General features: G+C 44.4%; 11 protein-coding genes. 4 read left to right on the forward strand and 7 right to left on the reverse strand.

Annotated features, from left to right (window positions below):
- Nucleotides 1-316: 316 nt before the first annotated feature.
- From QUA44_RS01565 to QUA44_RS01575, 3 genes are all read right to left on the reverse strand, one after another.
- Nucleotides 317-1,657: an EAL domain-containing response regulator gene (locus QUA44_RS01565; protein WP_333247825.1), complete on the reverse strand. Its 1,341-nt coding sequence runs from the start codon at nt 1,655-1,657 to the stop codon at nt 317-319.
- A gap of 578 nt (nt 1,658-2,235) precedes the next feature.
- Entirely contained in the window at nt 2,236-2,502 is a 267-nt protein-coding gene (locus tag QUA44_RS01570) for a hypothetical protein (RefSeq protein ID WP_333247823.1), read from the reverse strand.
- An 80-nt stretch (nt 2,503-2,582) separates the two neighbouring features.
- On the reverse strand, nt 2,583-4,487 hold the full coding sequence (locus QUA44_RS01575; RefSeq protein WP_333247820.1) for a serine/threonine-protein kinase: 1,905 nt from the start codon (nt 4,485-4,487) through the stop codon (nt 2,583-2,585).
- Between the two features lie 298 nt (nt 4,488-4,785).
- Between QUA44_RS01575 and QUA44_RS01580 the strand changes: the two genes are divergently transcribed.
- The 3 genes from QUA44_RS01580 to QUA44_RS01590 all read left to right on the forward strand — a co-directional run bounded on the left by QUA44_RS01580 (nt 4,786) and on the right by QUA44_RS01590 (nt 7,161).
- Nucleotides 4,786-6,336 (forward strand): phenylacetate--CoA ligase family protein, encoded by a 1,551-nt coding sequence (locus QUA44_RS01580; RefSeq protein WP_333247818.1) that lies wholly within the window; start codon nt 4,786-4,788, stop codon nt 6,334-6,336.
- Between the two features lie 85 nt (nt 6,337-6,421).
- Nucleotides 6,422-6,838, forward strand: a complete 417-nt coding sequence (locus tag QUA44_RS01585; RefSeq protein ID WP_333247817.1) for an element excision factor XisH family protein — start codon at nt 6,422-6,424, stop codon at nt 6,836-6,838.
- Nucleotides 6,826-7,161: a XisI protein gene (locus QUA44_RS01590; RefSeq protein ID WP_333247815.1), complete on the forward strand. Its 336-nt coding sequence runs from the start codon at nt 6,826-6,828 to the stop codon at nt 7,159-7,161. The genes QUA44_RS01585 and QUA44_RS01590 overlap by 13 nt, the downstream gene beginning before the upstream one ends.
- 41 nt (nt 7,162-7,202) lie before the next feature.
- Here QUA44_RS01590 and QUA44_RS01595 read toward each other — a convergent pair whose 3' ends face one another.
- Both QUA44_RS01595 and QUA44_RS01600 read right to left on the reverse strand, forming a co-directional pair.
- The gene (locus tag QUA44_RS01595; protein WP_333247813.1) at nt 7,203-7,940 is read right to left on the reverse strand and encodes a Uma2 family endonuclease; all 738 of its coding nucleotides are present in this window, start codon (nt 7,938-7,940) and stop codon (nt 7,203-7,205) included.
- A gap of 405 nt (nt 7,941-8,345) precedes the next feature.
- Nucleotides 8,346-9,440 (reverse strand): Rho termination factor (modular protein), encoded by a 1,095-nt coding sequence (locus QUA44_RS01600; RefSeq protein ID WP_333247811.1) that lies wholly within the window; start codon nt 9,438-9,440, stop codon nt 8,346-8,348.
- 164 nt (nt 9,441-9,604) lie between these two features.
- Between QUA44_RS01600 and QUA44_RS01605 the strand changes: the two genes are divergently transcribed.
- The gene (locus QUA44_RS01605) at nt 9,605-9,880 is read left to right on the forward strand and encodes a hypothetical protein (RefSeq protein WP_333309458.1); all 276 of its coding nucleotides are present in this window, start codon (nt 9,605-9,607) and stop codon (nt 9,878-9,880) included.
- A gap of 143 nt (nt 9,881-10,023) precedes the next feature.
- Here QUA44_RS01605 and QUA44_RS01610 read toward each other — a convergent pair whose 3' ends face one another.
- On the reverse strand, nt 10,024-10,737 hold the full coding sequence (locus tag QUA44_RS01610) for a ParB N-terminal domain-containing protein (protein ID WP_333247807.1): 714 nt from the start codon (nt 10,735-10,737) through the stop codon (nt 10,024-10,026).
- Complete coding sequence (locus QUA44_RS01615) at nt 10,737-12,239, reverse strand: AAA family ATPase (RefSeq protein ID WP_333247805.1); 1,503 nt, start codon at nt 12,237-12,239, stop codon at nt 10,737-10,739. Before QUA44_RS01615 ends, QUA44_RS01610 begins: the two co-directional genes overlap by 1 nt.
- Between the last annotated feature and the right edge of the window lie 76 nt (nt 12,240-12,315).

Here is a 12,315-nt window from a genome sequence, read left to right on the forward strand (position 1 = left end):
TGCACCAATTCCAGTTGGACAGTTCTTGAAACTGCCAGTCCCAAAGTAGGAACTTAAATGAGTGTACCTCCTGCAACTTGATAAAGGCTCGCAATTTCAAGACGCCACACTTTCTCAAATAGTCCAATTAGGGGCGCCTAGCGCATAAAAGGGGAAGCAGTAGAGCAATATGGGGAACAATATCCTTCTTTGATTCGCCTATCATCAAAAGCTACAACTTTTTATGAGGAAGCGTCAACTTTTATGCAGAAAATAGAAGGTAAAAGAAAGAATTTAATCCTATAAAACAGAAATCTTGGTGACACTTACACTATTCCTATCCTAGACCCGACATTGAAAGGTTTTTAGATTTTTCTGGTTCGGACACAGGTACAAATGGGATAACGCGATCAGGTGCTACTACTGGGGGCGGCGCGAACAAACTCGGGTCGGCAACCAACATACTTTCAATTATCGCTGCTGGTTCGGGGCGACTGAACAGATACCCCTGCATGATATCGCACTGATGTTGTTTCAAAAAATCTAGTTCTGCTTCTGTTTCCACTCCCTCAGCAATTACTGTCATATTCAAACTGTGACCAAGTAAAATTACTGCTGTAGTAATAGCAGCATTTTGAGTATCTTCGTTGGCATTACGGACGAAAATTCGATCGATCTTTAAACTGTCAAAGGCAAATTGCTTAAGATATCCTAAAGTAGCGTAACCGGTGCCGAAGTCGTCAATAGCAATCCGAATTCCTAGAGCTTTTAGTTGGTTTAAAGTAGCGCCTGCTACTGTCGCATTTTCCACCAAAGCGCTTTCGGTCATTTCTAATTCTAAATTAGCCGGCTCCAAGCCTGTAGTTTCCAATATTTGGACGATTCGCGCCTTGAGTTCCGGGTCGGACAACTGCCGGGCCGACAAGTTTACTGATATTGTAAAGGGCGAAAACCCTGCAGCCAGCCAACTAGCGGCTTGAGCGCAAGCTGAAAGCAGTACCCACTCGCCAATCTGAATAATTAAACCTGTTTCTTCTGCTAAGGGAATAAAATCGGCGGGAGAAATTATACCTCGATCGGGATTTTGCCAGCGCACTAAAGCTTCGGCGCCGATAACTTGGCCGGTAGCAATATTCACTTGTGGCTGATAATATACCTGAAACTCACCTTGTGCCAAAGCGTGGCGCAACAAAGCTTCGAGAGCAAACTTTTCAGGAGAGAGGGTTGTAACCTTGGTGGAGTCGTTAACTAAATCTTTGAGTCTGGCTTCTGCTTGGTGAAGCGCGACTGTCAGCGGTTGAGTAATAGTTTGCCGTTTCAAGACGCGAGAAGCAATGGCTCCCAGCAATTCAGCTTTGGTAAACGGCTTTGTCAAGTAATCGTCTGCCCCCAATTCCATCCCCCGACGAAAATCGGTTTTGTCACTTTGAGCCGTGAGGAAAATAAATGGAATTGTTGCAGCTAGCGAGTTTTGCCGCAGAGTCCGCAATACGTCATAACCGTCGAGTTCCGGCATCTGCACGTCGCACAAAATTAAATCCGGTATCTCCGAAAGTGCCATCTGCACCCCAGCTCGACCGTTTTCAGCGGCAATGACCCGGTAGCTGTGAGATTCCAGGAGATGCAGAAGAGTTTCCCGGATTAATTCGTCGTCTTCAATCACCAAAATTTTGAGCATGATACTTAGATAATAGATGGCACTATATATCTGAACCTGACTAACTCTAGCATACTCAAACTAGCAAATTAATAATTCAGCTAATTAGCCCATAAATGATTAGCCAAATGGCTGAATATTTCCCCTCCGTTCTTAAGTCACAATCAAAGATCGGCCCAAATTGGGAAGATTTCGATCTCTTTCAAGAGCCGAAAACTGCTGCGCCCGACTCGTTTGATAAATTTTTATTACAAAATAACCGATATTTCTCATAAAAAAATTTTCAGCTAACAGTTTCACTGCGCGGATGGCGGAAATTACTCAGGCAATAACTTATATGATGTCTGATTAATTGTTCATAATTAGTCAGTGTTTGTACTGACAAGTAGAGTTTTCTCTCAATGGATGAATCAGGACGCAGCGTCCTGATTCATCCAAAAAAGGATACTTGCTTTCAGAGAACAGTCGTGGAGAGATAAAAATTTGAGATTAAGGTTCAATCTGCCAGATTTATCTGTGAAGTGAATCTAAAATCTAAAATCGACTAATGGAGAACTTAATTATGGTTCTATAACCGGAAATCATAATTATCCACGGCCTTAATTCACAGGCTTACTGGAATTCGCGCAAAATTTTTCATCTACAATTGCAGAAGTGATACTGACAGCCTGCATAGATGACGGAATGATTAGGTCTTGCGGAACTACCAGGGTCTTTTTACAAACCAGCTCGCTACTGCCTACAGAGGCAAAGTTCCAAGCATAAAATTCGGGAGTGCTGACTGTCGCATTGGCCGGATGTAAACCTAGTGCAGTCACCAATACTAATCCCAAAGTCACTAAAGCTACGATCGCGAATCTCAGCATATTCTTTGTTTGAACCGGATAACTTACCTGATTGGTATTACCTTATTATTGCCTGGGTGGATCGAGAGCGTCAATAGCAGTTATTCCGCCGTTAGGTTCAACTCGTAAGCGATCGGCTCAGATGCTTGAGAAACTACCACAAATTCATAAAAACCAGCATCATCCAGCAATCCCGACCAACTCAGCCCCTCTGCATCTTCCAGCAAAGCTCGCGCGCCCTTTGTCCGCCCCGGAGTATAAATTGACAGCAGAGTAGATTTGCGCGGTGCTTGCAAATTCACGCGCAAAGTTTGATTTTGAGCGAACCTGGCAATATAAGCTTTCCCTTCTCCGGGTTTGAGATTGCCTGTGAGGCGTTTGCTCTTCGATAGGCGGTCAAATTCAACGCTTTCGACAGTTGATCCCGCTTGTAAGGCTTCGAGTTCGTCGGCGGTAATTGCTTGCCAAATTTGTCCGATCGGCAAACCGATGATATTGCGATCGCGCGGCTGTTGTGGAAACCAATAAAAGAACCTAGCATCAGCCAAATCGTACAAAGCCCGACTGCTCAAATTCAGCTTGTTAACCTCTGTTTTCCAGCGATCGATATCAGTGGTGTCGTAAGTGCCCAACCGCGCTCTAGCGTCGCTGCTGAGATTTTCCAGCTTATCGAGCAACTCGTCGCCGATTTTCTGCCACCTTTCGCGCCATTGGCGATCGTCATCGCCTTCTTTTAACAGCCGTCCGCCCAATTCCGGGTATTTGGCATAGAAAGTCTCGTCCACAAGGTTGACGTAACCGCTATAAAATCGATCGTCAATTTTGAGCTTTACAAAGCGATCTTGCAAAGCATCTTCTTGCTGCTGCTTCGGGCTGGAAGGCTGGGAAACTTTCTGCACTTTTGATTGCAGATTTAACAAAGAATTGCCCGCAAACCAGCCAACTCCCCCCATAGTTGATAGCACAGCCACCACAAACAAAAACATTTTCCAAGCAGGCATCTTTTGCTGATTGCCAATAGCAGCAACTCGCACCGGAGTTCCCGGCAGTTTTGGCGCGGGGGCGGGCACGGGTATAGGCGAGAGATCCGGTGGCTGCGTGGGCCCAAAATCCGGGGCTGGTGGCAAAGGTTGCTGTAAAGGCGGATTCCCCGAGAGAGCGAGCATTACCTCGCGAGCCGAGGAGTAACGCTGGCTCGGCTGCTGAGCAAGCATTTTATCCAGCACCAGGGACAAATTTGGAGACAGAGAACATTCCCCCCGCCAGTTCCAATTCAGGGTATGGCTGTCGAGCAATTGATGCGGTTCCTTCCCCGTCAGCAACACCAAAACCGTGGCCGCCAGAGCGTACAAATCGCTGTGGGGAGAGACGATTCCCATCTGCATCTGTTCGACGGGAGCATAGCCGAGCTTGCCGATGCGAGTCGCGGGGGCGAGAGTGCCGTTAGCCTCAGCGAAAAGAGACTCTACGGTGGCGGCGACTTGTTTTACTCCGCCGAAGTCGATCAGCACGGGCATCCCGTCAGAACTCCGCAGAATCAGGTTGTCCGGGGAGATGTCGCGGTGAATCACTCCCAAAGAGTGAATGTATTCAAGCACGGGCAAAATCTGGATTAGCAGTTGATTGATTTCTGCTTCTATGAACCGCAAACCTTGACGCTTGCGGGCGTCGAGCAGAAAGCGGTAGGTTTGGCCGGGCACGTAGTCTTGGACGAGAAATAGGTAGCCTCGATCGCTGATACTGACGCGGAAGAGTTCGCGAAAGCGCGGGATTTGATTGTGTTGCAGCTTGTAGAGCACTCCCGCTTCCCGCTCGAACAGTTCCTCTGATTTTTGTAAAGCGTAACTTCCGTGTACTTGGGGCGCAAATTCTTTTAAAACGCAGGGTTCGTTAAATCGGTGGGCATCTTCAGCGAGGTAGGTGCGCCCGAAGCCTCCGTGTCCCAATTCGCGGACGATGCGGTAGTGGTTGTTGAGAGTTATGCCGGGGTAGATGGGATTGTTCATGGGAACTTGCTGCGTCGGATTTTCACGCTTGACTGAGACTGGGAGTTTTGGGCGATCGCTGAATTAATCTTGACATAGTGTGTCGGTGTTTATTACTCGATCGGCAGCTTGGCTATCCCCTGTGGTTATTGTGAAAACAGCGGTTTTGTGCTATGGAAGTTTATCTACTGCGCCATATTTTCGATCGACCTCAAAATGTGTTCAAATTTTGAGTGTCCAGCCCAATGTGCGATCGGGCGTTAGCGCTACTAAGTGAATCTCGATCGAGGTGCCCAATACCCATTTTAAGGAGCAAATCATGCAGCCAGAACAGCGTCAGCGAGCAATTGGGGCGTTTGAAGAGTTTTTGAGCACGCCGCTTGAGGAACGATTGCAACACCAGCAGAATCGAGTTGCCGAAGCGGGGGCGATCGCCCTTTTCCAAAAAGTCGCTGCCACAGTACCAGCTTACCAGAGTTTTCTAACTGAACATAACATCAATCCTGCCTCAATTCAAACCTTTGAAGACTTCCAAAAATTGCCGCTAATTACCAAAGACAATTATTTACGCTGTCACCCGCTACCTCAGTTGTGTCACCAGGGCAAATTAGAAACTTGCGATTTCATTGCTGTTTCATCGGGTTCGACAGGAAACCCGACATTTTGGCCGCGTTTTATCAGCGACGAGTTGCAAATTGCGGCTCGTTTTGAACAAATATTTCACGACAGTTTTTACGCCGACACTCGCTCAACTTTAGCTGTGATTTGCTTTGCGTTGGGAACTTGGGTAGGCGGAATGTACACGGCAAATTGCTGCCGCTATCTAGCGAGTAAGGGTTATCCCGTTACAGTTGTGACACCTGGGAATAATAAGACTGAAATATTTCGAGTTGTGCTGGAACTTGGGGAGCATTTTGAACAAGTAGTATTGTTGGGATATCCGCCGTTTATCAAGGATGTGATTGATAGCGGAATTGCTGGGGGTGTGGAATGGCAAAAATATCGAATTAAGATGGTGTTTGCGGGGGAAGTGTTTAGCGAAGAATGGCGGAGTTTGGTGAGCGATCGCACTAATTCTGACAATCTATATTACAACTCTGCGAGCCTTTACGGTACGGCAGACGCGGGCGTTTTGGGCAACGAGACACCGCTGAGCATTTGCATCCGTCGCTTTTTAGCAAACAATCCAGAAGCAGCACGCAATTTATTCGGGGAATCGCGGTTGCCAACGCTGGTGCAGTACGATCCGAAAAGCCGCTTTTTTGAAGTGAATAATGACGGCACGCTGTTATTTTCTGGCGATAACGGCATCCCGCTAATACGCTATCACATCTCTGATAACGGCGGTTTAATTTCTTACGAAGCAATGCTCAATTTTTTGGCAGAATGGGGATTTAACCCCGTGGCAAGTTTGCAGCAAGCAGCAGGTATGAAAGTTTCTGATTTCCCCAGAGGCATTCGCTGCTTGCCCTTTGTGTATGTATTCGGGCGATCCTCTTCGAGGGCTTCGCTAACGCACTTTACCGTTTCCTACTTCGGTGCTAACATTTACCCGGAAAATGTCACCGTAGGTTTAGAAGTTCCCACGATTCGGGAATGGGTGACGGGAAAATTTGTATTGCAAGTCAAGGAAGATGCGGATCAAAATCGGTTTTTATCGGTGGTTGTGGAATTAGCAGCGGGGGTGGAGGGCGACGAGGAGATGAAGCAGGCGATCGCATCTTCAATTCTGGCGCAATTGCGGCGGCTAAACAGCGAATTTGCTAATTACGTGCCGCCAGAATATCAGTTACCTGTGGTGACATTAACGGAGACGGGCGATGCGGAGTATTTTCCGATTGGGGTGAAGCACCGATACACGCGGCAATAAGTAGTTTGAATTGATGAGCTATGAGTTTTCAAAAGTCTTGTGTTATTATATAATTAGGGTAACAGTTGATGGTTCAGCTTAAAATATGCCAGCAAAAGACATCTACCACAATAATGTCAGAACAGCCCTGGAAAAAAACGGGTGGACGATAACAAACGATCCGCTACCCTTAAAAATTGGTAAACGTACTCTCAGTGTTGATTTAGGTGCAGAAAAATTATTTGCTGCCGAAAAGCAAGGTCGTAAAATTGCTGTAGAAGTCAAAAATTTTGTGAGTGATTCACCAGTTCATGACTTAGAACAAGCTGTTGGACAGTATATTGTTTACGAAGATATTCTACAGCGATCGGAACCTGAACGGATAATATATCTGGCAATCCGTGCAGAAGTTTATGCACAAATTTTTTCTGAACCTATCAAGCAGATTTTGTTAGAGAACAAGAGATTTAAACTAATAGTTTTTGATTCATTAAAGGAGACAATTGTCAGATGGATAGACTAGATGAATATCGCCAAATTGTTCGCAATGTTTTAGATAGTTATGCCCAGATTTCATACGGACACGGAGAAATTAAAAGCAGCGTTATTGTTGACAGCGAACAAAACAATTTTTTACTGATGCACGAAGGCTGGCAAGGGCTTCAAAGAATTCACGATTGTATAGTTCATGTGGAAATTATCGACGGTAAAATCTGGATTCAACAAGATGGTATAGAAACGGGAATTACCGCAGAACTTGTAGAATTAGGAGTGCCTAAAGACAAGATTGTTTTAGGGTTTCATCCGTATCATGTTCGGCAGCATACGGGATATGCGATCGCCTAAACCAGCTTACAATACAGGAAAATTGAATGAAAGGACGATCGCTAAATTGTATCGGGATCGATGTTTAATTCTCGTAGTTTCGCGGCCAGGCGATCGGCTCGTTGAGCTTCTTGTCCGGCTCGTTGAGCTTCTTGTCCGGCTCGTTGAGTCTCCCTTTCTGCAACCTCTTGAGGAGTAGGGACAAGCTCTCCTTCTGCTGTAAAAAAACGCAATTTTCCGCCACAAATTCCGAGACTCAAATCGAGCTGCTGACTCCGTAGATGCCCGAATTCGTTCGGTGCGATTGCTTCATATTCCCCGTCAACTAAATGAAACCCAGCTAATTCTAAAGTTTCTGGGTCAAACCAAAAGTAGTCGTGAGTGCGAAAAGTATCTTGATAGAGTTGTTTCTTAAAGTTTTTGTCTATATCCGCTGTTTTGGGCGACAGGATTTCAACGATGATATTGGGGTACTTTCCGTCTTCTTCCCAAACTACCCAGCTTTTCCGAGTTTTTCGTTCTGTTCCGAGTACCACAAAAAAGTCTGGGCCTCGGAAGTCTTTCGATTTGAGTTGCTTGGGACTGTAATAAATGGTGAGGTTTCCAGCAGCATAGAAATCATTTCTATCTCGCCACAGCCATTCTAGACAGTTGAGGAGTAGGATTATTTGTCGGAGATGCAGTTCTGTTTCCACGGGAGGTTCGTCACTGTATAAATCGCCTGAAGGAAAGATAACATTTTCTGGTATCTCTTGTTCTGGTATTTCTTGGGTAGTAGCTAATTCTGCGGTTGCGGACATGGCTGCTGGGTGAGGAGTAAGAGGTTGTGTGTCTATTTTAGCAAGCTTTTCATATCTCTGCCGAGGACTGTTCTGAAAGCCCGATCGCGCTTTTTGGCAAAAAATGCGATCGAACACCGAACAATATCAAATCTAGCATCGAAATTATTCATATCTCTATTCTCGACAAGCGCGTGAATCAGCGTCAATCCCTTGTCATCTGCGGCCTGATAAACTCTCTTTTTTAACCGCAGATACAGGCAGATTAACACAGATTAACGCAGATGAATTAGATCAATTCGGGTTGCACCATCGGGAATTGTTGACCCTTCGGCTTCGCTCATGGCATCGCTGTTGACTGGATTTAACTATTCCGATGCTACCGGAATTGATCTAATTAGTCTTTAACTATTAGCAATTGCCGCTTTATTTGCCGTCAGCTTCCCTGAGAGCCGCCAGAATTTCTGGTCGTTTCATGCGCGCGTAGCCCCGCACTTTCCTGTCTTTGCCGATCGCCTTCAACCGTCTCAGCGAAAGACTGTCGTAGTCTTCCTCTGGGGACTGGGACGGAAACGGCAACTCCAACTGCAACTGCGGTAGCTGAGGTTTCTGCTGTGCTTTCGACTGCTTCTTCGGCTGCGTTTTTGACTGCTTCTTCGGCGGTGCCTCTGGCTGTATTTCTGAGTGCGTCGCTGCGGCTCCCAATTGGCGGCGGAGCGTTTCGATTTGATTTTTCAGGTCATTTTCTACGTCTTCAATGGCGTCGGAGACAAACTGATTAATGGTTTGGACTGTGCGCTCTAATTTTGTTGACAGCAGTTTTTCCAGTTCATCCAACTGTCTCAAAGCACCTTCAAGATTTACCTCAGAAATAATACCAGATGTTGGCGGACGGTTGATGCTCGATTGTTCAATTTTTTTAGCCATTTTATCTACCTTTTCATGAAATGCTTTTTCCACTTGTTCTAGCAAATGCTTAATCTGTTCTATTTGGTTACGCTCAAAGTTTTGCTCACTTAAAGCTTTTACTTGCTTTTTAAGCAACTCTTCATTTTTTTTAACAGATTGTTCTATTTGTTTTGTTAGACTCTCTACCTTTTCTTGAAATGATAGCTCGAATTGTTGCAGTAGAGTTTCAATTTGTGCAGTTTTTTGAGTCGCTTGCGGAGCTAAAAGTTCCATTTCTGCTTGAGTAGCAGCTACTTCCTCGTCGGCCATTTCAAAAACCCAAGCCCACATTTGCTCGATGCCGAGTTCTTTAGCAACAATACACCAATCTGAGCCGCAGATTACTTCATATTCTTCTTCGTTGCTATAAGCTTCTGTAGGACGTACAATTAAAGGAATCAAGTTGCTGCCTTGCTCAATCAGACTTCTCCTGAGAGCTTCCCGGCGATCGCGGGGAATCTCCCCCATCTGAGGCTCTGGTACTGCAATTTGGGAAGTGTAAATTTGACTGTGACTAATTGGCTTAATCCGCAAATATTCAACTATTCGTTTTTGATCGGACGATCGCTCCATCTTGTTACAAGTCCTCTTTTGTCATGAAAATCTGGTGTTTGGGTATTTATGTATATTTGCACTTTACAGCCTGCGTTTTAAGTGCTGCAGGACTAACCCAAGAACTGTAATTGTAGGGTGCGATACAAACACCTTACCCAGACTCTGGTAAGTTTAAGGGTTTATTGGCCTCAGTCTTCCAAGTCTGCGATCGAACTCGGTTATCTGGAGGAGATATCGCCTTGCTGCTATACCTGTGCGGCTGGCTGTGCGGTGACAGCCCGGGCGATCGGCAAAAGTTACTGCAATTCCTCAAAAAAGCGGCTGTGATGAGTTTAACTGGCTGCGGGACACCAATGATACACTGCTTTACTCATCTTTACTTTTTTTGGCGTCAGGGCGATCGGGCTGGCGTTGCGAGTTGCGATCGCAATTGCGACGTATACCAAAGCCAGCTTTAATATCGCCCTTATTCTTTAGTCTCCAGCGAGAGGGACGAAAGTTTCTGTAGAATCGGTTTCAACCGCCGAGTCATATGGGGTTTTTCAAATTTTGTCGGGCGGCCTTTGAGCGCCCCAAAAATGCAATTGAGATGGCTGAAAGCTTATAAATATTTTTGCCACTTGTCAATAAGCTTAATCATTGTTTTTTCGCCTAACCCTTTACCTTTCATGCGTTCCAACACATTTTCAAAAGATGCAAACTGCTGCAAATCTCGCTCTTTGATGATTTGTTCTATGGTTTGAGCTTTTATGCCAGCATTTTTCAAATTTGTAGCCAATTTGAATTTATCTTGAGTGTTGAGTGCTTCCAACAGCGGAACAGGTTTGGGAATCCGGCTTTCAACATCTTTAACCCTCTCTATCAGCGCCTGTTTTTCCTGCGTATACTCGGCTTTTAATTCATTAATTCTGTTTTCCAATCGAGTTTCAATATTGGTCAGCCGCTGTTCAAAGCTGGAGGACGGTTGCGGAACCACAGTTACACTTTGATTCTCACTGATTGCGGTTTTTCTGAGAATTTCAAGTTGATCTAGGAGAAGTTCTTCATTTTCTTCTTCCAGGATGAATGCTCCGATTGTCTCCCCTTTGAAAGCATCTATTTCCTTTGCTCTCGCCGCCGCATAATATTCAAAGTCTCCGTCTACTATTTCGTAAGCATCCATACCGTTTCGGCGGACAATTATCGGATTAATCAATCCTCCTGACTCTAAAATTAGTCTGGCTAATTTCTCTAAATCAGGCTCTGCAAAATTGGAACGGGGAACTGCGGATGTAATTTTTTTCACTGCAACCAGTGACGGAGATAATTTTTTCATTAGTTTTTACCTATTTTTTCCAAAACTTCTATTGCTAGCATTTCAAATTCTTGGGAGGCGATGGAATCAGGCTTAAAGTCCAGAACTGAAATCGGATCGGCAATTTCCATATTTCCGACTATTTGAAATTGTTCTGCACACTTTGCTAAATCGTCCCTCTCATAAATTACGCTGTCCATGATTTCAAAGCCGTAGCGTTTGGGAATTGCCTCTCTCCGCTTGGGTAAACTGTACTGTACAAATTTAGCATTTGTGGAGATTTTGCAAGGGAGTACACCTAAAACTTCTAGAGGTTTCTTGCCAATTTGTTTTTTGAATCCATTAACTTTTTTAATAAAATCCTTGACATTAATCAGTCCTTGATTGGCAAAAGGTTTTAAGTCAGAAGGAATAATTAAATAATCCGCTGCAATTAGGGCAACTCTAGCATAAAAATTCAACGATGGTGGCGTATCAATCAGTACAATATCATATTTATCCTGTACTTCTGCTAGTTTCTGAATTAAAATCATTCGGCTGTAATCTAGTTGATTGAGTTCCGTCTCATATTGCATTAAATCTATGTGGGAAGGAACCACATCTATTTCGGGGTGGCAAAAATTAGACTTGCGAGCTACTTCTTCGATCGAGAAAAAGTCTTCTGATTGCAAAACTTGAAGAATATTATTATCTTTCAAATCATCTTGTTCTTCATCCTCAAATTTAACTAAACCTGTCGCAAAGGTTGTATTAGCCTGACTGTCTAAGTCTATCACCAAGACTCTCTTACCTTTCTTGCTCAGCGCAGCAGCTAAATTGACTACTGTTGTAGTTTTGCCAACGCCGCCTTTATTGTGGTAAACTGCAATAATTTTCATACTATTTTGGCTTTTTGGGGGAACGGTTACATCGGATTTAACTTGAGGCTTAAATGGATAATTTTCAGGTATTTGTTCCGGTTCTGAGATTTGACTTGGCTCAGGTTCGGCGGTGGCGGAATTGTTGGGCTGTACTGGGACTTCGCTAATTAACTCAGGACTAACCAAATTAATTTTACTATCTTCCAGTTCGAGATTATCGGGATTTTTTATAGGTTTTAAACTATCTCTGCCAATTAAAGCGATAATTTCCTCAATTCGAGTTTCTACGTCTTGTCCAGCACACTTAAAGACTAGCTGAATATCATCGGCTACTCGTTCATAAATTCTAATCTCTTTACCGTTAGTTAGGACTCCATAGCGGATGCTCAAACTTGTTAAATAACGATTGAGTTTTCGCCGGTGGCGGTCTAAATTTTCCTTCGGATGTTTAGCCTCCATGACTACACTCATCGGCGAGTCTGCATCGACAACTATCGGGATAACTTGGATGGCAAATGAGAGGAAGTCTAGACGAATATTCCCAAATGCTATTTCTTGGTGCCAAGTGTCGGGCGTATAGCCTAGTTTTGGTAGCAGATAGCTGACAATGAGTTTGCTTTCTACTTCGCTTTCGTTGCGACAGTTATTGGGATTGAAAGTCATTAGATTTTAGATTTTAGATTTTAGATTTTAGATTTTAGATTTTAGATTTTAGATTTTAGATTTTAGATTTTAGATT

This window comes from Microcoleus sp. N9_A2, from assembly GCF_036701775.1.
GTDB lineage: Bacteria > Cyanobacteriota > Cyanobacteriia > Cyanobacteriales > Microcoleaceae > Microcoleus.

Coding starts and splice junctions, on each gene's coding strand:
- QUA44_RS01565 (WP_333247825.1), bottom strand. CDS start 1,657: ATGCTCAAAATTTTGGTGATTGAAGACGACGAATTAATCCGGGAAACT.
- QUA44_RS01570 (WP_333247823.1), bottom strand. CDS start 2,502: ATGCTGAGATTCGCGATCGTAGCTTTAGTGACTTTGGGATTAGTATTG.
- QUA44_RS01575 (WP_333247820.1), bottom strand. CDS start 4,487: ATGAACAATCCCATCTACCCCGGCATAACTCTCAACAACCACTACCGC.
- QUA44_RS01580 (WP_333247818.1), top strand. CDS start 4,786: ATGCAGCCAGAACAGCGTCAGCGAGCAATTGGGGCGTTTGAAGAGTTT.
- QUA44_RS01585 (WP_333247817.1), top strand. CDS start 6,422: ATGCCAGCAAAAGACATCTACCACAATAATGTCAGAACAGCCCTGGAA.
- QUA44_RS01590 (WP_333247815.1), top strand. CDS start 6,826: ATGGATAGACTAGATGAATATCGCCAAATTGTTCGCAATGTTTTAGAT.
- QUA44_RS01595 (WP_333247813.1), bottom strand. CDS start 7,940: ATGTCCGCAACCGCAGAATTAGCTACTACCCAAGAAATACCAGAACAA.
- QUA44_RS01600 (WP_333247811.1), bottom strand. CDS start 9,440: ATGGAGCGATCGTCCGATCAAAAACGAATAGTTGAATATTTGCGGATT.
- QUA44_RS01610 (WP_333247807.1), bottom strand. CDS start 10,737: ATGAAAAAATTATCTCCGTCACTGGTTGCAGTGAAAAAAATTACATCC.
- QUA44_RS01615 (WP_333247805.1), bottom strand. CDS start 12,239: ATGACTTTCAATCCCAATAACTGTCGCAACGAAAGCGAAGTAGAAAGC.